Source organism: Phaeovulum sp. W22_SRMD_FR3, from assembly GCF_052113705.1.
In the GTDB taxonomy this organism is placed as follows: domain Bacteria; phylum Pseudomonadota; class Alphaproteobacteria; order Rhodobacterales; family Rhodobacteraceae; genus JBGQOG01.
Map to the genome: position 1 here is coordinate 290,151 of NZ_JBGQOG010000004.1, position 17,900 is coordinate 308,050.

Consider the following 17,900-nt stretch of genomic DNA (forward strand, 5'->3'; position numbering starts at 1 on the left):
CAAACTTCACCCGCTCCGACCTTCACCCCATCAACCACAAGGGAATCAAGGATGAGCCTTCTTAACACGTTGCGCGAGAAACGCAGCGCCAAGGTCGCGGAAATGCAGGGCCTGCACAACGCCGCCAAAACAGCGAACCGGGATCTGGAAGCGGGCGAGCGTGCCCGCTTTTCCGCGCTTGAGGCCGAGGTTCGCAGCCTGTCGAACCAGATCACCGATGCCGAGAAGCTGGCCGAGTTTGAGCGCTTTGAGGCGCGCGGCGAGACGCTGGGCGGCGAGATGACCCGCGAGCTGCGCAACTACTCGGTGTCCAAGGCGCTGGCCGAGGGCATGAACGGCGCGCTGACCGGGCTGGAAGCCGAGGTGCATCAGGAATTGTCGCGGGGCCGGGCTGAGACGCGCGGCGTCATGGTGCCGACCGAGATCCTGTTTGAACGCCGCGACCTGACCACCACCACCCCGGCAGGCGGTCCCGGCAACACTCTGATCTCGACCCAGCTTGGCGGTCTGACCGATCGCCGCCGCGCCATGCTGAAAGTGGAAAGCTTGGGGGCCACGGTTCTGCGCGGCCTGACCGGGAACCTTGATCTGCCGCGCCTGACCGAAAGCGGCAGCGCCAGCTTTGTTGCCGAGGCGACCCCGGCCAGCCGTTCTGATGTGAAGTTCGGCAAGGTGGCGATGGGGCCGAAAACCGCTGCGGCGGAATATGCCGTCAGCCGCCGCATGCTGCTGCAAAGCTATACCGCCTTGGAGCCGATCCTGCGCAACGACCTGTCCTATTTGCTGGCGCAAAAGCTGGACAGCGTGGCCATCAAAGGCGGCGGGGCGAACGAACCCGTGGGGATCTTGTCGGATGCGGAAGTGCTGTCGATTGCCAGCGCCGATATGAAGTCGGATCTGCCTGCCGATCTGATCGCGGCGCTGGAGGTTGACGACGTGACGGGCACCCGCGCTTTCCTCACCCATACCTCGGTCATGGCAATGGCGCGCAAGGTCAGAGACGCGGACGGGCATCTTTTCTCTCTGGCCGAGATCTTCCACAACGAACGCGTGGAAGCCTCGACCAACGTTGCGGCCACCACCGCTGCCGCTGGCGAAGATCCGGCCATGTACCCGCTGATCTATGGCGAATGGGCCAGCCTGCATGTCGGCTACTGGTCTGGCGTCGATATTCTGGTGAACCCCTATCACGCCGATGTTGCGTCGGCTGGTGGCGCGATGCTGCACGCCTTCCTCGATTGCGACGTGGTGGTGCGGCACAAGGAAGCCTTCCGCTGGGCCGAGGTGGCGTAATGGCAGTGACCGTGCAAGCGGTGCGCGATGGCGTACCCCTCGGCGTGGCCGTCATCGATACGACGATTGAGGCGTACATTAGGGCGGCAGAGGCTTGGATGCGCGGTATTGGGATTGCTGAGGGAGACCTCAGCAATCCTGCCGTTGAAATCGCCGTAATCGTGTTGGTCAAGACGTGGCTGTTTGAGAACGTTACCCTCGACCCGCCAACGCCCATTGTCATTCCGCGCGGGGTCTTGGCGCTGCTGGCCCCCTTCCGGGAGATCTCGCTATGACGCAGGAACGCCGGGCATTTGCCTTTGAACTGAGAACCAAAGGGCGGCGGCTGGAAGGCTATGCCGCCACTTTCAACACCGAAACCCGCATTGCCGATGCATGGACCGAAACCATCGCGCCGGGCGCTTTCGCGGCCTCTCTGGCATCGGGGGCCGACATTCTGGCACTGATGGACCATGACGCCACCCGCGTCCTTGGCCGCACCCGCTCAAAAACCCTGCGCCTTTCGGAAGACACGCGGGGCCTGACCTTTGAGATCGATCTGCCCGACACCCAAACGGGCCGGGACGTGCTGGCCTTGGCCGAGCGCGGCGATCTGGGTGGCATGTCGTTTGGCTTTAGCGCCCGCGATCAACACCGCAGCGGCGACCACCGCGAGCTGCGCCAGGTCGATCTGTTTGAAATCTCGGTGGTGGCGGCTTGGCCCGCCTATCCCGACACTTTGGTGCAGGCGCGGGCGCGTGATGCGGTCCTGCCGGGGCTGACGGATGCCGGGCGCGTTCTGCGGATGATGGAGGCACAGAAATGGAATTCCTGAACCGCCTGCTGGGCCGTCAGACCCGCGCCGCCGTGGCTCTCTCCGACCCCTATCTTGCCGAGTATTTCGGGCAAGGTGGCGGCGCTTTGTCCTATGTCGATCCGACCCGCGCCTCGGGAACCGCCGTGGCGCACCGCTGCACCATGCTGATTGCCGAGCTGCTGGCCAGCGTGCCCCTGCATGTGTTTCGCCGCGGGGACCGGGGCGGGCGTGACCGCGCCGCGGATCACCCGGCCTACAGCGTGCTGCACGATATGCCGAACGAGGAACAGACCGCCTTTGACTTCCGCCTGAGCCTGACCCTCGCCATTCTCACCCTCGGCAACGCCTATGCCGAGATTTCCCGCAACGGGCGTGGTCAGGTGACGGGCCTGCGCCTGATAAACCCAAAGGCGGTGACGGTAGAGCGGCTGCGTTCGGGACGCCTGCGCTACACCGAGACCGGAACCCCCGGCAAAGTGCTGTTGCAGGACGAGGTTTTGCACATCCGCTACCGCATGGGGCCGGATGGGGTGATGGGGCAGTCGCCTTTGCAGATCGGGCGCGAGACCTTCAACCTCGCGCTGGCGCAGAACGACGCGGCGGCAAAGCAGGCTTCCAAGGGCTTCCGCCCCGAGGGGGCCGTGGTCTTCGCGCAGTCGATCAACCCGAACCAGAAGCTGGACGTGCTCGACAAGCTGCGCCAGAAGATCGAGCGCAACGACAGCACGAGCGGCGTTCTGGTTCTGGATGGCGGGGCCGATTGGAAACCCTTCGCCTTCAGCTCCAAGGATGCTGAATTCCTCGAAAGCCGGAAGCTGACCGCCCTCGATATTTGCCGGATCTATGGCGTTCCCCCGAGCGCCGCCGGCATCACCGATAACGCGACCTATTCCAACATCGGCGAGGAAAGCCGGGCCTTGGTGCAGCGTTGCCTCGCGCCGATGGCGCGGCGCATCGAGCAGGCCATGAACGCCGCTCTGCTGACCGCTGAGGGCCGCAAGGCGTTCTTCATTGAGCATGACCTTGCCGGGCTTCTGCGCGGCGATATGGGGGCACGCTATGAGGCCTACCGCGTCGGGCGCGATGGCGGTTGGCTCTCGGCAAACGAGATCCGGCGGCTGGAAAACATGCCCGAGATCGAAGGCGGCGACGAATACCTGACCCCGCTCAATATGGCACCTGCGGGCACAACGGAGGAAAAATGATGGCGACTGCAGCCCTGTTTGCCAGTGAAAACAGCGCGGCCCGTCTTCTGGACCTGCGGGTCACCGAATTCCGGTCATTGGTCCGGGCGGGCAATCTGCCGCGTGGCCGCGAGATCGCCCCCGGCTTGGTCCGGTGGTCGGTGGAGGATCTGCGCAAGATTGCAAGTGGCGATGCCACCGAAGGAATGGGAGACGTTCAATGGTAAGCGCAAAAAAATTCCTGTGGAGGCATCCCAGCGGGCGTATTTACGTTCGCATCAAAGGCAAGCTGCACCGCATCAAGGCGAGTGAAGGCACCCCAGATTTCGACCGTGAATATTGGGACATCCTGACCGGGAGGCGGATTCAGATCAAAACGTCGTGGCGTACGCTGATCGGCGACTACATGACCTCTGACCGTTGGCTGCGCCTCAAGCCCCGGACGCGGGCGGATTACGACCGCGTAATGACCTATCTTATTGAAAAGATCGGTGACCGTGATGTGAAGGCGCTGACCCGCGCGGATGTTATTTCGGCCCAAAAAGCCAATGCTCACCGGACCCGCTTTGCGAATTACATTCCGCAAATGCTGGTGATCCTCTGTGAACATGCGATTGATCTGGGTTGGCTGGTCAATAACCCGGCCAAAGGCGTGAGGGCGCTTAAAACCCCGGACGAACGGAAGCGCGAGCACCTGCCGTGGCCGGATTGGGCGGTTGAGAAGTTCCGCAACGAAGCCGGGGCGCTGCCGCTGCTGATCTTTGAAATCGGCGTCGGGAGCGTTCAGCGCCCCGGTGACTGGGTGGGGTTTCGCTGGGGGGACTATGACGGCGATTCCCTGACGCTGCGCCAGAACAAGACAGACAAGCCTCTGGTGCTGCCGTGTACCGATCACCTTAAGGTCTCTCTTGATCGGGCCAAGGCGGCACTCGGCGCAGTGCCTATCGCCGCCCGGCCCATCCTGATCACGCGCGAGGGAAACCCGATAAGCTACCGATATATGGCCGATCTGATGCTCAAAGAGCGCAAGCGGCTGGGGCTTGAAGCCTATGATCTGCACGCGCTGCGGTATCGCGGTGTGCAGGAGTTGGCATGGCATGGCTGCGACGATGACGAGATCGCCGCCTATTCCGGCCACGCCACGAAAGAGATGATTGCGAAGTATGCGGGTGAGGCCAGGCAGATCATGCGGGCACGTCAGGCGCGGGAGAAACGGCAATGAACGGAACGAGACCAGAACAGAAACGTGATACCCATAGTGATACCCTGAGGGGTGTATGTACTGCTAAGTCATTGAAGGAAATGGAGGCGGGTACCGGAATCGAACCGGTCTTCACGGATTTGCAATCCGCTGCGTAACCTCTCCGCCAACCCGCCGGAGGTGGGGCGGAGATATACCAATGAAAATCTCTGTGCAAGAGCTTCTGTGACCCGATCTCTGGCCTGGGGGGGGCGGCACTGCGATCTGGTGCCTCTTGCGGGTGCGCAGATGCCCGGTTGCGCAGATGGCGGGCCCGTCAGGGCCGAGGAGCAGGGGGCAGGTGAACAGGGGGCGGGGCAGAATGCTGGCGCTGTGGGGCCGATCCCTCTGCGGCGTGGTGCCGCGATGGTGCGTCTCATTCGCGGGGATGGTGCGGCCGCGGTTGCCGCCGCCGGTTTTCTATGGCAAGAGAGTTTCAGGCATAAATCAGACCCAAGAGTTCAGAAAATGCAGGATTTCGCCACGCGTCGCACCATGATGGTCGACAGCCAGGTTCGCCCCAATGATGTGACGAAGTTCCCGATCATCGAAGCGATGCTCGCGATCCCGCGTGAGGCATTTGTGCCCGCAGCGCGCCGTGAGGCGGCCTATGTCGGGGAGAACCTCGAGATCGGCGGCGGACGCGTCATGCTCGAGGCGCGCACCCTCGCAAAGCTGCTGGACGCGCTGGATGTCACTCCGGCGGATATGGTGCTCGATATTGGCTGTGGGCTGGGCTATTCGGCGGCGGTCATTGCGCGGATCGCGGATGCGGTGGTCGCGGTGGAGGAAGAGAGCTTTGCCGATCAGGCGCAGGCGCTACTGTCGGCCGAGGGCGCGGATAATGCCGTGGTGATCACCGGCGTTCTGGCCGAGGGCGCGGCCAAGCACGGCCCCTATGATGTCATCATGATCGAAGGGGCTGCGGAAACCGTTCCGGACGCGCTGCTGGCACAGTTGAAAGAGGGTGGCCGCATCGGCTGTCTCTTCATGGAGGGCGCATTGGGCATTGCCCGCGTCGGCCACAAGATTGATGGCGCGGTCAGCTGGCGCTATGCCTTCAATGCCGCAGCGCCGGTGCTGCCGGGCTTTGGTGCCGCGAAGGGCTTCGTGCTCTGAGCTGACAGGCGGTAAGGATTGCAGGAAATCCGGGTCTTGGGGCCCGGATTTTTTCGTATCCGGGCGGCCCCTGCGCTGGATCGTTTCCCCGGGGCGGGGCATGTCGTTGCGCGGATGCCGCGCGGTGGGCAGGCCATTGGTGAAAAATGACGATTTCAGATGCGTTGTCTGTGTCGGCGGCACAGAGTAGACTCAGAGCCGCCGCGAATTTTCGGTGATGGGAGTGACGGATGACTGATTCCAGAGCGAATGTGGAAATTGAGGACGTGCTGTCCTCGATCCGGCGACTGGTTTCGCAGGACGTGCCGCCGGTGGCACGGACAGTGCCGGCCCCGGGCCAACTGCGCGCGGCTGTTACGCCATTGACGCCGGTGGCTCCGGTGGCTGCGGCAGCGCCTGCGGTCACCGAAGAGACATTGCGGACACTGAATTTGCGCGCCCCGGCAGCGCCCGCGGCGGCAACGCCGCCGGAGGTACCGGCGCCCGAGGCCGCAGAGGCCAATGATTTTCTGGTGCTGACCCCCGCGCTGCGGGTGAGCGACGCCGCGGAAGAGGATGCCGCCGAAGCAGAGGATGATGCCTGGGAGGTCGAAGACCTTTCCGGGCCTCAGGCCCTGAGCGAGGCCGATGACTGGGTGGTCGAGGAGGTGGCAACGCCCGAGGCGCCGCATGCCGAGGCGATGCCACAGCATGCCGATGAGGCCGAAACCCATGAGGTGGCGGCAGAGGAAGTGCCCGAAGCGGAGGCCGCCGAGGCCCCGTTCTGGGAAGATGCCGTTTCCGAAGACGCGCTGGATCTGGCGCCGCCGCAGGGCGGGTCGGTCACCGCTTGGCCGCATGGTCCTGCGCTGCGCCGCGGGGAAGATGCGGTGGATCTGGTCGCGGAAACGGCTGCCGGGGCCGATCCGGATGACAGCGATGCCGGATTTGTGTCGGAGGCGGAAGCGGCAGCCCTTGCCGATCCTGCGGCGGAGGGGCTGACGCTCGACTATGCGGATGACCTCGGTGAGGAATTGGCGCGGCTCGAGCATAAGATCGCCGAAATGGAAGCTGCTGTGGCCCTCGATTCGCAGGCATTTGAGGCCGATGCGGACGCGGCGGCGGTGCCGGGGGCCGGGGATGGCTTTGCCGCCGAGGCGGCTGCGGGCTTGTCGGCTTGGGAAGAGGATGCCGCGCGCGACCAGAGCCTTGAGCCGATTGGCGACCAGATTGCCGATGTGGCTGATGAGTGGCAGGCTGAAGGGGATGAGGCGGACCCGACGCTGGAGGAGCCTTTGGTGGATCCTTGGGGCGCGCCGGGTGAGAGCTGGGATGACCTCGCCGCGTTGGACGGGGCCTCTGAAGCCGACATGCGGGCGGGCACGGACGTGGCGGACGGCGAGGCAGGCACTGACGCATCGGGCAGTGATGCATTGGACGCTGATGGAGCGGAGGGCGCCTATGGACAGGCTCGGGCTGCGGCCGATCTTTCGCTGACGGACCCTGATGCAGAGGCAGCTGAGGATGCCGACGAGGACGGTGCCTCGGCGGGGGCATTCGCCGAGGCCAGCGTTGCGACGGAGGATGCGGACCCTGAGCAGGCGCTCTGGGCCGACAGCGGCGCTTTGGACTGGAGCGACGAGGATGTCGATGCGACACCTGCGGCGGCCTATGAGGCAGGCCCGCGGCGGCTGCATCTGGCCGATGCGCAGGAGGAACCGCACCATCCGCGCATCCTGCGCTCGACCTACGAACAGCTGCGCAGCGAGGAAGTGCCCTTTGAGGATGAGGCCGAAGAGGGCCTCTTTGATGAGGGCGCTGAAGGCCTGATGGACGAGGAGGCGCTGCGGGTGCTGGTTTCGGAAATGATCCGGCAGGAGTTGCAGGGCACCCTGGGCGAGCGCATCACGCGCAACGTCCGCAAGTTGGTGCGGCGCGAGATCCAGCGTGCGCTGTCGAGCCAGGACTTCGACTGACCACCGCGCGGCGGATCCGGTGGCCGGGCGCGCCTCTGTCCGGGGATGCCGGACCGGCCAGGGAGCGCCCAGGCAGGGTGCGCCGCGGCGGCCGGTGGTGAGGCCGCGAAGCGGTGCCAACGTCCGGATCCCAGGCTACAGGGTGCCGCAACCACAGGACATCACAACATAAAAACGCGCCCCGGTGGGGCGCGTTTTTTGCTCATCCTGAACAGGGTCAGGGATCAGGCAGCTTCCGCTTCTTCGGCAGCCATCCGGCGTTCGCTCTCTTCGCGCGACAGCGCGACCGAGGTGCGGACACCTTTCGAGACAAACTCCATCAGCCCCTTCACCACCCGTTCGTTCGGGTCGATTCCGGCGCAGGACAGCACTTCGCGCCCGTCGCGCGACCGCGCCCAGCGGGCGATCTGCTCGGGGCCGTTGCCGTATTTCTTGTCATCGGCAATCGCGTCATCCAAAGCGGCGAGAACAACGGCTGCAAAAAGTTTGCGGGCCCGTTGGCCTTGCTCATAGTTGAATGCGGAGCCGTCAACGAAATCGCGCATTGTTCCGTCCTTTTTTATTGCTCTTGCGTTTCCTGGCGTAGCGCCGAATATGGCTTTTACGCCGCGATTCGATATGGCCCACATCACATGTCAGCCATGCGCCTATAGCATGGCTCTCGTAAGGCGCATACCGTATTTAGTCGGGTTGCCAGAAAGTAGTCGGACATATATAGGTGCGGCGAAATCAGTATCAACCTGTCTGCAAGGTTTAGTCCCATGCCCAAGATCAACGGCAACGAAATCCGCCCCGGCAATATCCTGGAGCATGACAACGGCCTCTGGGCCGCGGTGAAGGTCAACCACGTGAAACCGGGTAAAGGCGGCGCCTTCGCTCAGGTCGAGCTGAAGAACCTGCGCGACGGCCGCAAGCTGAACGAGCGCTTCCGGTCGGAAGACAAGGTCGAGCGCGTGCGTCTGGACCAGAAAGACCAGCAATTCCTGTACGAAACCGACGGGAAACTGGTGTTCATGGACTCGGAAACCTATGAGCAGACCGAGCTTGACGCCGATCTCCTCGGCGACCGCCGTCCCTTCCTGCAAGACGGGATGATGGCCACCATCGAGTATTTCGGCGAAGAAGCCCTGACCGTGTCGCTGCCGCAAAAGGTGACCTGCACCGTGGTCGAGACCGAGCCGGTCGTCAAAGGTCAGACCGCTGCCAACAGCTACAAACCGGCGATCCTCGACAATGGCGTGCGCATCATGGTGCCGCCGTTCATCGGCACGGATGAGAAAATCATCGTCAACACCGAGATGTTTGAGTATTCGGAACGCGCCTGATCGCGGACCGGCTCACAGCATTGTGACCGCTAACATGAAAGGCCGCCCGGGTTGGGGCGGCCTTTTTGCTGTCTGAAACCCGGATTTCCGCTCAGCCCGAGTTCCGCTAGGCCCGAATTTCCATTCACCCGGATTTCCTGCTCAGAGCGGTGAGAGCGTCGCGTCGCCCGCCTGCATCTGCGGCGCGACGCGGTCCTGGCGCAGATAGGCCAGCGCTTGCCCCCCGGCCTGCGTGTAAACGGTGCCCACCGTTTTCCCCTCGGCGGTGATCTCGGTGCCCGGCGGGGCGCTTCCCGCGATGGCCAGCGTGGCGAGGCCCTTCTTCAGCTCGGTCTTGTGTTTCATGCGGGCGGTGACCTCCTGCCCGACATAGCAGCCCTTGCGGAAATCGACGCCGTGCAGCCGCTCAAACCCCATCTCGAGAATGTAGCTCTCGTTCGGGATCAGCTCGATGCCGGTCTCGGGGATGGTATGCGCCACGCGCAAGGCTTCCCAATCGGTGGCATCTGCGGCGGGCAACTCCGCTGCGGGGCCGTAGAGCCGCCAGCCGAGCGCCGGGTGGCGCGGGTCGGGCAGGGCGCCCTCGGGGGCGGGGCCGGACACCTCCGGGGTGCCGCGCACCACGCCGAGATCGGTGGCGCTGATCTGCACATCGGCCCGCAGTTTGTACATGGAGAGGCGTTGCATCAGCCCGGCGGACAGAGGGGCCGCCACATCCACCAGCAGCCGGTCGCCACCGTCGATCACGAAGAAATCTGCGAGATACTTGCCCTGCGGCGTCAACAGCGCCGTATAGACCGGCCCCTGCGCCAGACGGCTCAGGTCATTGCTGACCAACCCTTGCAGGAAGTTTTGGCGATCAGCCCCGGTCAGCGCGAAAATCTGGCGTTCGGTCATCGGACCCTCCTGTTTTGCAGGCAGGATATAGCCATGCCCCCCGCAGATGTAAGGGGGGGTGTTACGGGCACAATGCATGCGTTGACCTCTCCCCGGTCAGCTTCTACCGATTGGTCAGGAAACCTCGGAGAACATGCCATGAGCCTAGCGCAGGGCCGCCCCTATCTTGCCATTCCCGGCCCCTCGACCATGCCCGACCGGGTGTTGGCGGCCATGCATCGCCCGGCGCCCAACATCTACGAGGGCGCGCTGATCGAAATGACGGCCAGTCTGTTTCCCGATCTCAAGCGTCTGGCGGGCACCCGGCAGCATGTGGCGATCTACATCGCCAATGGGCACGGGGCCTGGGAGGCGGCGAATGCCAATATGTTTTCGCGCGGCGACAAGGCTTTGGTGCTGGCGACGGGGCGGTTCGGCATTGGCTGGGCGGAATCGGCCCGCGCTGTCGGGGTGAATGTCGAGCTGGTCGATTTCGGCCTGAAAACCCCGGTGGATCCTGCGCGGGTCGAGGACGCGCTGCGCGCCGATGTGAACCATGAGATCCGCGCCGTGCTGATGACGCATGTGGACACCGCCTCGTCGGTCAAGAATGACGTGACGGCGGTGCGGGCGGTGCTGGACGCGCTGGGGCATCCGGCGCTGTTGGCGGTGGATTGCATCGCTTCGCTCGGCTGTGACGCGTTTCACATGGACGATTGGGGCGTCGATGTGATGGTGGCGGCCAGCCAGAAGGGGATCATGGTGCCGCCCGGTCTGGGCTTTGTCTGGTTCTCGGACAAGGCGCTGGAGCAGAGCCGCAGCGCCGATTTGGCCACCCCCTATTGGAACTGGACGCCGCGCGCCTTTGCCAAGGAATATTATCAGAATTTCAACGGCACCGCACCGACGCATCACCTGTTCGGCCTGCGGGAATCCTTGACGATGATCCTGGATGAGGAGGGGCTGGAACATGTCTGGGCCCGCCATGCCACGCTGGCGCGTTCGGTCTGGGCGGCCTTTGATGCCTGGGGGCAAGGGGCCGATATTGCGCTGAACATCGCCAATCCGGCGCAGCGCGGCCATTCGGTGACCGCCGCCCGGATCGGCGATGGCGGCGCGCAACGGCTGCGCAGCTGGTGCGAAAGAGAGGCGGGGGTGACCTTGGGCATCGGACTCGGCATGGCGCTGCCCTCCGCGCCGGAATACGGCAGCTTCCTGCGGGTGGCGCATATGGGACATGTCAATGCGCATATGACCTTTGGGGTCATCTCGGTGATGGAGGCCGGGATGCGCGCCTTGGGCATTCCGCATGGCGCGGGCGCGCTGGATGCGGCCGCGGCGGTCATCGCGGGTCGCTGACAGAACAAAGCGGGGGTTGAGAAACGGCGCCGGGGGCAAACCGGCGCCGTTTTGCTGTTCGCAAGTGATCATATTCCATTTGTTGAATTTGATGATCGCTGCTAAGCTGCGGCACATTCAGTCAACAGGAGCGTTGTGATGACTCTGGATCGCGTAATCTTGGCCTTTGCGGGTGTGATGATTTTGCTCAGCCTGGCGCTGACCTACTTCGTGTCACCCTATTTTGTGTGGCTAACAGCCTTTGTTGGGGTCAATCTGATCCAATCCGCCTTCACCGGCTTTTGCCCGGCGGCCATCGTCTTTCGCAAAATGGGCATTCGCAGCGGATGCGCCTTTTCGTAGATCGGCAGGAACCGGAGGGGAAGGGGGAGGGCAGTGGGCGGGAACCCGCTGCCGCGTTGCGGGTTAACAAGGCGGGGGGCTTTGGCCCCTTTGATGCAAGGAGTCCCTCATGATCCACCGTCGCAACCTTCTGACCGGCTTGGCAAGTTTGCCGTTGCTCTCCGCTCCGGCGCTGCTCAGCGCCCAGCCCATGGCGGTAATCACCCCCGCGGTGGCGGCGCCCGATACCGCGCCCGTCGCGCGGCCGCTGCCCCCCATCGCGCCGCAATTCATGCCAACGCCGGTGAACGTGCAGCCCGATCTCATCCCGAATTCCATCATTGTGCTGTCGGATCAGTTCTACCTCTACCACATCACCGCGCCGGGCAAGGCCATGCGCTATGGGGTGGCGGTCGGCCGGGCAGAACTGGTGTTTCGCGGGCAGGCCGAGGTGGGCCGCAAGGTGGAATGGCCGAGCTGGAAACCGACGCCCGAGATGATCGCGCGCAGCCCCTCGCATTATGCCAAATACGCCGATGGAATGCCCGGGGGGCCGACCAATCCGCTGGGGGCGCGGGCGCTCTACCTCTATCAAAACGGCCATGACACCGCGATTCGCATCCATGGCACCACCGAGCCGCAATCGATCGGCTCTGCCGCCTCGAATGGCTGCCTGCGGATGGTGAATGAGCATGTGATTGCGCTCTATGATCAGGTTGCTTTGGGCACGCCGGTGTTCGTCTATTAAGGGGCTGCGCGGGGTGGATCGGAATTCAGCTGCAGCGGCAAAGTTTTCCGCTTGACGTCCCCCGGCGGCTTCACTAGTTAGCCCCCCAATGGCTAGGTAGCTCAGCTGGTTAGAGCACGTGACTCATAATCACGGGGTCGGGGGTTCGAGTCCCCCCCTCGCCACCACTTCAACCCTTTGAAATGTATGAAGTAGACGCAAGGCGTCGCTCAGACCCTCTGGGTCCGTTTGCAGAGGTGTTTGCGGACTTCCTGCTGAAGGAATGCTCTTCCTGCCAGGCAATCGCAGCAATCGCAGATTCTTCGCGCCTCCGGTCGTGTCCGAAAGGGGGGCGCCAGGGATGGCTTCGGCATCTTTCAGCGTCTGCCCGGTGATACCGGTGGTCTCGGGACGCGAGCATCCGGCCCGTTCCCCGGTGATCATTGCCCCGGCTGTGCGCAATGTGGGATGAACCGGCCCCGGGCAGATCACTTTCGGGGACATGGTCCCGCGTCAGATTAATACTTGACTCTTTTTATCAAAATACGGAAACCGACGAAGCTCCCACCCAATTCCAGGCAGGCCGCATTTTCCAACGCTGGAGACTTCCCGTGCACAAGAATTCGATCCGCCGCCTTTTCCTGGCCACCGCCCTTGGTGCGCTGCTGGCCGCACCCGCGCTGGCGCAAAGCGCCTGGACGCCGGGCGTCGAGACGCTGCAGGGCACGATCCGCGCCGGGTCGCGCGATGTGCCGGTGGTGCCGGGGCAGGTGACGCAGATCACCGGCAGCAGACTGGTGCCGGGTCAGGTCCTGCGGTTGCAGCACGGGGCAGACCTCCTGACCGCCGAGCCGGTGACCGTGGGCGCCGACGGCAGCTTCAAAGCCGAGATCACGCTGCCCGTCGATGCCGCCCCCGGCCTGCACCCGATCGCGGTGATCGCCGAGGGTCCGGCGGCTGTGAGCACGGTCCTGCTCAAGGTCTCGGAGGTGGTGCCGCCGCTGAACGAAGCCGCCTTTCACGTGACCACTGCCGAGGTCGGCGAGCGCGCCTATCAGGCGGCGCTGTCGGCCGATGGCAAGCTGTTCGTGGCCTCGGCGCGCGGCAAGGGCGAGGTTGCCAGCCGCCTGATGCGTCTGGATGCGGTGACGCTGGCACCGGAGGCCGAGGCGACGCTGGCGGTTGCCGAAGGCGAGAAGGCGGGGCCGATTGATGTCTTTGGTGTGGGGGTGGATGATGCGCACCGCCGGGTCTGGACCACCAACACGCTGCATGAAACCGTCACCGTCTACGATGCCGACAGCCTGACGCCGGTCAAGGTCTTTGCCGAAGGCTCGGTTTTGCATCCGCGCGATGTGGTGATCGATGCCGCCCGCGGCCGCGCCTATGTCAATGCGGCGCTGACCGGCAAGATCCATGTCTTTGACACGGCGACGCTGGAAGAGCTGGCGCCGATCCAGGTCTCGACCGCCGATGGCCGCGAGGCTTTTGCCTCGATGTCGCTTGATCTGGATGCGGTGAACGGCCAGCTCTACACGATCAGCCGTGGCGCGAGAGCGGTGGCGGCGGTCGATCTGGAAAGCGGCGCGGTGCGGGCTTTCGAGGTGCCGGAACTGAGTCAGGGCTCGGGGGTGGCGCATGACCCGGAAACCGGGCGGCTTTACGCGGTCAGTCAGGATGGCAACAACCTTGTCGTGCTGGACGGCGCAACTGGCGCCGTGCTGGCGGACACGCAGGTCGGCGCGGGCGCGGTGGCGGTGGCCTTTGATCCGGTGGCGGGTCAGGCCTATGTGGCGACCCGCGCGGGCGGCACCGTGGCGGTGCTGGACCGCGACGGCACGCTGGTCGGCAACCTGCCGCTGGGCAAATTGCCCAATGACGTGATCAGCGATGGCAAGGGCGCGGTCTATGCCACCACCATGTTCGGCGCGAGCACCGAGGATGGCGTGCCGGGCACCGTGTCGCGCATCGTGGCGAAATAAGAACGGGGCGGCGGGCTGGTCACCGGCCCGCCGCCGTCACGCGCTGACATCTTGTCCGGGGCCAGGTCGCAGATCCCTGATGAAGTGATCGAGCGAATGCTGCATCCAGCTTCGCGGATCGCCTTGCGGGCACCACTCGGGGAAGTGACCGTCGATCAGCATCCGGCCAAGACCGTAGACAAGTGCGCGACAGGAAAGCAGCACCGTCGGGAGGTCGGCGTCCTGCTGCAAATGCCCGCGGGCGCGGGCCATCGTCAGCAGGGCCAGCATGCGGTCCCGGATCGCATCATTCTGCCTGCGGGCAGCATCCTCGAGGCGGACCAGATTGCGCTGGCTGATGATGGCGAAATGGGTCGGGTTTTCGGCGACCCAATCAAGATAGGCCAGACCAATCCTCCGGATCTGTTCCAGCGGGTCATCATCGGTGGCCAGTTGCCCGGCTTCGACGGCCTGCGCCAGACGTTCCATCGCCTGCGTGGCCACCGCCGCCAGCAGCGCCTCGCGCGTGGGAAAATGGCGAAACGGGGCCCCCGGCGAGACGCCAACGCGCCGGGCCACATCCCGGACCGACAGCGCCTCGACACCTGATTCCGCGACGATGGCAGAAGCCGCTGCGATCAGTGCCTTTGCCAGATCGCCGTGATGGTAGGGTTTCGACATGGGCTTTTCTCCCGATTTCTGGCCGAGGGCATCCGGTGCAACGAATGTAATCACTGATTATTTACTTTGGAAGTCCGGGCGGCGGGGCTACAAGTAATCACTGATTACATATTTGAGGATTGCCATGACCAAGATCCGGAACATCCTGCAGGCATTCGCTGTTGCGGCGCCTGTTTTCTGTGGCAGCGCCGCTCTGGCGGAAGATGTGCCGACACTGCGCATCGTCTGGCCACAAGAGGGAATGGCGGTGCCCCTCGGCGCCGACGCGGAAGGCGTCATCGGGGTTGTGGTGGACAGCACCTTCCGCCTTGCACCCGCAGGGAGTTGTGGTGATGATCCGCAGTGCGGCCATGTCCATCTGAAAATCGATCCGGAGGGCGACGACTGCAACATCCCGGGCCGCGCCTACAACAGCATGAACAGCGACTTTGGCGGTCCTCTGATCATCGCGCGCTTCGGACATTGCAGCGGTCGCGCCGGCGACCATGTGATCGGCGTGTTGCTCGCGGATGACCATCACCAGCCGGTTCTGGTGGATGGGCGGCCCGTCACGGCGCTGGTCAAAGTCACCACGGAGTGAGGGCCCGGGGCCCATTGCTGACTGGCCGCTGAGGGTCCCGCCCGCCTTGTGGCCGCGCGCCGCGCCCTTTTGAACGCCCGCGCCGAAACGGCCGGTCGGGGCGTGGCGCAGCAGGATCCGGGTACGCCTGCAAGGGGGCACGCGCCATTCTGCGGCAGGTGCGCCCGCGGCCAAGGTATTGCGTCTGGCGGGCCCGTCAGAACACCCGCAAGACCTCGGGCAGCCCCCGTTGAAGGCGGATATGCAGATCATGCGTCTATGATCCGCAGCTTTCGGCGTTTCGGTGGGTTCACGCCCGGCACGGTTCCGCCTGACCTGCCGTTGCCAGGCATCCACACCTATCGGTCCGATTTGTTCAAGACCAACCGGATGGCCTCGTATAGACCCAGCTGATGAAACTGGGATACACCATGATTTATGGAACAGATATGCCCAAAACGATCGCATTCTACGAGGCCGCCTTCGGGCTCGCGCCGCGCTTTATCCATGAAAGCAGTCTCTATGCCGAAATGGAAACGGGGGAGACCACACTGGCCTTTGCGGGGATCGAGGCCGCCGAGATGAACGGCCTCGCCTTGATGCCAAACCGCCCGGAGCGGCCCGCCGCTGCGTGGGACATCTGTTTTGTCACCGATGATGTGGCATGCGCCTATAACCGCGAGCTGTCTGCGGGCTGCAGACCCGTCAGCGCGACGTGCATCAAGCCATGGGGTCAGATCGTGTCTTATGTCCGCGATCTGGACGGCTGTATCGTCGAGATTGCCTCTCCCATCGGGGGTACGGCCTGACATGGAGGATGCGGAGAAGGCGGCGGTACTCGAAAGCTTGGTGGAAATGGTGCTGGAGCGGGCGCCGGATGCCCTTCTGCGGCCGATGTATGGCGGCACGGTGATCGAGCTTGAGCCAGGCAATCCCCAGAGCCGCATCGGTGGCTTTTACCTCTACGCCGGGCATGTCTCATTCGAGTTCGCCAAGGGCTTTCAGCTGCAAGACCCGGACGCGCTGCTGGAAGGGACGGGCAAGTTCAGGCGGCACGTCAAGTTGCGGTGTGTCGCCGACATCAGGACCAAAACGCTCGGGCGTTTTCTGGATCAGGCGGTCGCGCTGTGCCAGATGCGCCCGGCGGGCCCTCGCCGCCTTGCCGGACCGCCCCTCTAGGGTCGGAAGCTCCCATGCCGGGACGCGGCGACCCCCGGACGCGGCACTCCCGGTCTCGGGCCCTGTGGCAGAACAGCCCGGGCGCAACGATCGCGGGTGCCGACTGCATGCCTGTCCGCGACGTCAGCGTTGCTGCCCAAATGTGTCAGTTCAACGCAGCGCCACCCCACGCGCACGCATCTTCGCTTCTGCCCTGTCGCTCTGTGCGGCGGACAGGGTCGCCTCTTTCACGACGCTGACCTCGTAACCGCGGTTTCGTGCGGCCAGCGCCGTTTTCAACACGCAATGGTTCAGATCCAGCCCCGCGATGCGCAGCTTTCCGATCCCGCGCTTGGTCAATACTGCGTCTAGCGCACCCGTTTCGAAGGCGTCCTGAACCCGCTTGACCAGAACCTGATCGGCCTTTCCCGCGAACGGTTCTGCCAGCGCGGTGCCGGCGCTGCCTTCAACGGCCCATCCCTTCATCATCAGCCGTGCGATGGCTTTGGTCGACGGGATCGACCACTCTTGCCGAAGCGCGATAATCTGATGGCCCTGTGCCCGTGCCGCAGCGATCTCGCGCAGGATCGCGCGCTCGGCTGCTTGCTTTGCCGCATCGGAATAGGGGCCGTGATCCCAGAATACGGATTGCAGATCGATGAGCAGAAGCGCTGTGTTCTCGCGTGGCGCAATCGGTGTTCCGCGACTGACGGCGCCAATCTTCCAAACGCCAAGCGCAAGCCAGCCAAACCCCAGAAGCGCCGTGGCCACCACCAGATAAGCAACCGTCATGCCTGACCTCCTGCGAGAGTTCTCAGCTTGCCGGTCACGGCAAGCACGACGTTCAACGCCGTCGCGACGTCTTCATCCGTCAGATCCGCGCCGATCTCCTGCATCAGCGCCAACTCCCGCGCGATGATGCCGTCAATCAGCTCACGGCCCGGGTCGGTGAGCGCCACAAGCCGCGAGCGCTTGTGGCGCGGATTTGGACGTTGCTGAACGAACCCGCCCGCCAGCGTCTCGTTCACCATCAGCTGGACATATTGCCGGTTGATTTCGAGCCGGGCGGCAATGTCCGGGACGGTTTGGTCACCGTGCCGCCGCAGAATTTCCAGCACCGCACGCATCCGGACCGTCAGGTCGGTCCCTTCCAGCCCCGCCTCGACGCAGGCTTCAGCCGCCTGCATCAAGGGGCGCGACATCCAGACGAGATGGTGTAGGTGATCTGCTTTCATGATGACATTATGCACGTCATTTTGACATGTACAATGTCAAAATGTGAAAGGCTGACATCGGCCAGGGCAGCCTCCCGATCCCGCAGGGTCAGCGATACAAAGCAGTTGGCC

21 protein-coding genes and 2 tRNA genes are annotated in these 17,900 nt (G+C 64.1%); 17 read left to right on the forward strand and 6 right to left on the reverse strand.

What is annotated here, in order from left to right; genetic code table 11:
- Window positions 1–51: 51 nt before the first annotated feature.
- The 6 genes from ACEN2S_RS07665 to ACEN2S_RS07690 are packed head-to-tail and all read left to right on the forward strand — an operon-like array spanning window position 52 to window position 4,495.
- Entirely contained in the window at window positions 52–1,293 is a 1,242-nt protein-coding gene (locus tag ACEN2S_RS07665) for a phage major capsid protein (RefSeq protein WP_441864513.1), read from the forward strand.
- Window positions 1,293–1,568 carry a head-tail connector protein gene (locus ACEN2S_RS07670; protein ID WP_441864516.1) on the forward strand — a complete coding sequence of 92 codons (276 nt, stop codon included), beginning with the start codon at window positions 1,293–1,295 and terminating at the stop codon, window positions 1,566–1,568. Before ACEN2S_RS07665 ends, ACEN2S_RS07670 begins: the two co-directional genes overlap by 1 nt.
- Entirely contained in the window at window positions 1,565–2,107 is a 543-nt protein-coding gene (locus ACEN2S_RS07675) for an HK97 family phage prohead protease (RefSeq protein ID WP_441864519.1), read from the forward strand. The genes ACEN2S_RS07670 and ACEN2S_RS07675 overlap by 4 nt, the downstream gene beginning before the upstream one ends.
- On the forward strand, window positions 2,095–3,294 hold the full coding sequence (locus ACEN2S_RS07680; protein WP_441864521.1) for a phage portal protein: 1,200 nt from the start codon (window positions 2,095–2,097) through the stop codon (window positions 3,292–3,294). Before ACEN2S_RS07675 ends, ACEN2S_RS07680 begins: the two co-directional genes overlap by 13 nt.
- Window positions 3,294–3,500, forward strand: coding sequence for a hypothetical protein (locus ACEN2S_RS07685; protein ID WP_441864524.1), 207 nt, complete (start codon window positions 3,294–3,296; stop codon window positions 3,498–3,500). The genes ACEN2S_RS07680 and ACEN2S_RS07685 overlap by 1 nt, the downstream gene beginning before the upstream one ends.
- A complete protein-coding gene (locus ACEN2S_RS07690; RefSeq protein ID WP_441864527.1) occupies window positions 3,494–4,495 on the forward strand; it encodes a site-specific integrase in 1,002 nt (333 codons plus the stop codon). The genes ACEN2S_RS07685 and ACEN2S_RS07690 overlap by 7 nt, the downstream gene beginning before the upstream one ends.
- An 81-nt stretch (window positions 4,496–4,576) precedes the next feature.
- Here ACEN2S_RS07690 and ACEN2S_RS07695 read toward each other — a convergent pair.
- Window positions 4,577–4,650: transfer RNA gene (locus tag ACEN2S_RS07695), tRNA-Cys, on the reverse strand.
- Window positions 4,651–4,981: 331 nt separating this feature from the next.
- Between ACEN2S_RS07695 and ACEN2S_RS07700 the strand changes: the two genes are divergently transcribed.
- Together ACEN2S_RS07700 and ACEN2S_RS07705 are read left to right on the forward strand one after the other, a co-directional pair.
- Window positions 4,982–5,632 carry a protein-L-isoaspartate O-methyltransferase family protein gene (locus tag ACEN2S_RS07700; RefSeq protein WP_441864530.1) on the forward strand — a complete coding sequence of 217 codons (651 nt, stop codon included), beginning with the start codon at window positions 4,982–4,984 and terminating at the stop codon, window positions 5,630–5,632.
- Window positions 5,633–5,862: 230 nt separating this feature from the next.
- Window positions 5,863–7,587 (forward strand): hypothetical protein, encoded by a 1,725-nt coding sequence (locus tag ACEN2S_RS07705; RefSeq protein WP_441864533.1) that lies wholly within the window; start codon window positions 5,863–5,865, stop codon window positions 7,585–7,587.
- A gap of 224 nt (window positions 7,588–7,811) precedes the next feature.
- Here ACEN2S_RS07705 and ACEN2S_RS07710 read toward each other — a convergent pair whose 3' ends face one another.
- Window positions 7,812–8,132 (reverse strand): DUF6280 family protein, encoded by a 321-nt coding sequence (locus ACEN2S_RS07710; protein WP_068765522.1) that lies wholly within the window; start codon window positions 8,130–8,132, stop codon window positions 7,812–7,814.
- 216 nt (window positions 8,133–8,348) lie between these two features.
- On the opposite strand from ACEN2S_RS07710, the gene efp reads away from it, so the two are divergent.
- Complete coding sequence (gene efp, locus ACEN2S_RS07715) at window positions 8,349–8,912, forward strand: elongation factor P (RefSeq protein WP_441864536.1); 564 nt, start codon at window positions 8,349–8,351, stop codon at window positions 8,910–8,912.
- Window positions 8,913–9,053: 141 nt separating this feature from the next.
- Here the strand turns inward: efp and ygfZ are convergent, their stop codons facing one another.
- Window positions 9,054–9,809, reverse strand: a complete 756-nt coding sequence (gene ygfZ, locus ACEN2S_RS07720) for a CAF17-like 4Fe-4S cluster assembly/insertion protein YgfZ (RefSeq protein ID WP_441864539.1) — start codon at window positions 9,807–9,809, stop codon at window positions 9,054–9,056.
- A 138-nt stretch (window positions 9,810–9,947) separates the two neighbouring features.
- Here ygfZ and ACEN2S_RS07725 point away from each other — a divergent pair, with 138 nt between their 5' ends.
- The 5 genes from ACEN2S_RS07725 to ACEN2S_RS07745 all read left to right on the forward strand — a co-directional run bounded on the left by ACEN2S_RS07725 (window position 9,948) and on the right by ACEN2S_RS07745 (window position 14,177).
- A complete protein-coding gene (locus tag ACEN2S_RS07725; protein WP_441864542.1) occupies window positions 9,948–11,147 on the forward strand; it encodes a pyridoxal-phosphate-dependent aminotransferase family protein in 1,200 nt (399 codons plus the stop codon).
- Window positions 11,148–11,285: 138 nt separating this feature from the next.
- On the forward strand, window positions 11,286–11,489 hold the full coding sequence (locus ACEN2S_RS07730; protein WP_441864544.1) for a YgaP family membrane protein: 204 nt from the start codon (window positions 11,286–11,288) through the stop codon (window positions 11,487–11,489).
- A 109-nt stretch (window positions 11,490–11,598) separates the two neighbouring features.
- A complete protein-coding gene (locus ACEN2S_RS07735; RefSeq protein ID WP_441864547.1) occupies window positions 11,599–12,216 on the forward strand; it encodes a L,D-transpeptidase in 618 nt (205 codons plus the stop codon).
- Window positions 12,217–12,306: 90 nt separating this feature from the next.
- A tRNA-Met gene (locus tag ACEN2S_RS07740) sits at window positions 12,307–12,383 on the forward strand.
- Window positions 12,384–12,806: 423 nt separating this feature from the next.
- Window positions 12,807–14,177, forward strand: coding sequence for a Vgb family protein (locus ACEN2S_RS07745; RefSeq protein ID WP_441864550.1), 1,371 nt, complete (start codon window positions 12,807–12,809; stop codon window positions 14,175–14,177).
- A gap of 36 nt (window positions 14,178–14,213) precedes the next feature.
- Here the strand turns inward: ACEN2S_RS07745 and ACEN2S_RS07750 are convergent, their stop codons facing one another.
- Window positions 14,214–14,837, reverse strand: coding sequence for a TetR/AcrR family transcriptional regulator (locus ACEN2S_RS07750; RefSeq protein WP_441864552.1), 624 nt, complete (start codon window positions 14,835–14,837; stop codon window positions 14,214–14,216).
- Window positions 14,838–14,961: 124 nt separating this feature from the next.
- On the opposite strand from ACEN2S_RS07750, the gene ACEN2S_RS07755 reads away from it, so the two are divergent.
- The 3 genes from ACEN2S_RS07755 to ACEN2S_RS07765 all read left to right on the forward strand — a co-directional run bounded on the left by ACEN2S_RS07755 (window position 14,962) and on the right by ACEN2S_RS07765 (window position 16,575).
- On the forward strand, window positions 14,962–15,417 hold the full coding sequence (locus ACEN2S_RS07755; protein WP_441864555.1) for a hypothetical protein: 456 nt from the start codon (window positions 14,962–14,964) through the stop codon (window positions 15,415–15,417).
- Between the two features lie 392 nt (window positions 15,418–15,809).
- Entirely contained in the window at window positions 15,810–16,205 is a 396-nt protein-coding gene (locus ACEN2S_RS07760) for a VOC family protein (RefSeq protein ID WP_441864558.1), read from the forward strand.
- A gap of 1 nt (window position 16,206) precedes the next feature.
- A complete protein-coding gene (locus ACEN2S_RS07765) occupies window positions 16,207–16,575 on the forward strand; it encodes a DUF1801 domain-containing protein (RefSeq protein WP_441864561.1) in 369 nt (122 codons plus the stop codon).
- Window positions 16,576–16,725: 150 nt separating this feature from the next.
- Here ACEN2S_RS07765 and ACEN2S_RS07770 read toward each other — a convergent pair whose 3' ends face one another.
- Complete coding sequence (locus ACEN2S_RS07770) at window positions 16,726–17,346, reverse strand: cysteine hydrolase family protein (protein WP_441864564.1); 621 nt, start codon at window positions 17,344–17,346, stop codon at window positions 16,726–16,728.
- Window positions 17,343–17,789 carry a MarR family winged helix-turn-helix transcriptional regulator gene (locus tag ACEN2S_RS07775; protein ID WP_441864567.1) on the reverse strand — a complete coding sequence of 149 codons (447 nt, stop codon included), beginning with the start codon at window positions 17,787–17,789 and terminating at the stop codon, window positions 17,343–17,345. Before ACEN2S_RS07775 ends, ACEN2S_RS07770 begins: the two co-directional genes overlap by 4 nt.
- Window positions 17,790–17,900 lie beyond the last annotated feature (111 nt).

What these genes read in the sequence shown, in the direction of transcription:
- ACEN2S_RS07755 (WP_441864555.1), top strand. Translation starts at nt 14,962, where the DNA reads ATGACCAAGATCCGGAACATCCTGCAGGCATTCGCTGTTGCGGCGCCT.
- ACEN2S_RS07770 (WP_441864564.1), bottom strand. Translation starts at nt 17,346, where the DNA reads ATGACGGTTGCTTATCTGGTGGTGGCCACGGCGCTTCTGGGGTTTGGC.
- ACEN2S_RS07710 (WP_068765522.1), bottom strand. Translation starts at nt 8,132, where the DNA reads ATGCGCGATTTCGTTGACGGCTCCGCATTCAACTATGAGCAAGGCCAA.
- ACEN2S_RS07735 (WP_441864547.1), top strand. Translation starts at nt 11,599, where the DNA reads ATGATCCACCGTCGCAACCTTCTGACCGGCTTGGCAAGTTTGCCGTTG.
- ACEN2S_RS07675 (WP_441864519.1), top strand. Translation starts at nt 1,565, where the DNA reads ATGACGCAGGAACGCCGGGCATTTGCCTTTGAACTGAGAACCAAAGGG.
- ACEN2S_RS07760 (WP_441864558.1), top strand. Translation starts at nt 15,810, where the DNA reads ATGAAACTGGGATACACCATGATTTATGGAACAGATATGCCCAAAACG.
- ACEN2S_RS07700 (WP_441864530.1), top strand. Translation starts at nt 4,982, where the DNA reads ATGCAGGATTTCGCCACGCGTCGCACCATGATGGTCGACAGCCAGGTT.
- ACEN2S_RS07730 (WP_441864544.1), top strand. Translation starts at nt 11,286, where the DNA reads ATGACTCTGGATCGCGTAATCTTGGCCTTTGCGGGTGTGATGATTTTG.
- ACEN2S_RS07705 (WP_441864533.1), top strand. Translation starts at nt 5,863, where the DNA reads ATGACTGATTCCAGAGCGAATGTGGAAATTGAGGACGTGCTGTCCTCG.
- ACEN2S_RS07680 (WP_441864521.1), top strand. Translation starts at nt 2,095, where the DNA reads ATGGAATTCCTGAACCGCCTGCTGGGCCGTCAGACCCGCGCCGCCGTG.
- ACEN2S_RS07725 (WP_441864542.1), top strand. Translation starts at nt 9,948, where the DNA reads ATGAGCCTAGCGCAGGGCCGCCCCTATCTTGCCATTCCCGGCCCCTCG.
- ygfZ (WP_441864539.1), bottom strand. Translation starts at nt 9,809, where the DNA reads ATGACCGAACGCCAGATTTTCGCGCTGACCGGGGCTGATCGCCAAAAC.
- efp (WP_441864536.1), top strand. Translation starts at nt 8,349, where the DNA reads ATGCCCAAGATCAACGGCAACGAAATCCGCCCCGGCAATATCCTGGAG.
- ACEN2S_RS07665 (WP_441864513.1), top strand. Translation starts at nt 52, where the DNA reads ATGAGCCTTCTTAACACGTTGCGCGAGAAACGCAGCGCCAAGGTCGCG.
- ACEN2S_RS07750 (WP_441864552.1), bottom strand. Translation starts at nt 14,837, where the DNA reads ATGTCGAAACCCTACCATCACGGCGATCTGGCAAAGGCACTGATCGCA.
- ACEN2S_RS07670 (WP_441864516.1), top strand. Translation starts at nt 1,293, where the DNA reads ATGGCAGTGACCGTGCAAGCGGTGCGCGATGGCGTACCCCTCGGCGTG.
- ACEN2S_RS07765 (WP_441864561.1), top strand. Translation starts at nt 16,207, where the DNA reads ATGGAGGATGCGGAGAAGGCGGCGGTACTCGAAAGCTTGGTGGAAATG.
- ACEN2S_RS07775 (WP_441864567.1), bottom strand. Translation starts at nt 17,789, where the DNA reads ATGAAAGCAGATCACCTACACCATCTCGTCTGGATGTCGCGCCCCTTG.
- ACEN2S_RS07690 (WP_441864527.1), top strand. Translation starts at nt 3,494, where the DNA reads ATGGTAAGCGCAAAAAAATTCCTGTGGAGGCATCCCAGCGGGCGTATT.
- ACEN2S_RS07685 (WP_441864524.1), top strand. Translation starts at nt 3,294, where the DNA reads ATGGCGACTGCAGCCCTGTTTGCCAGTGAAAACAGCGCGGCCCGTCTT.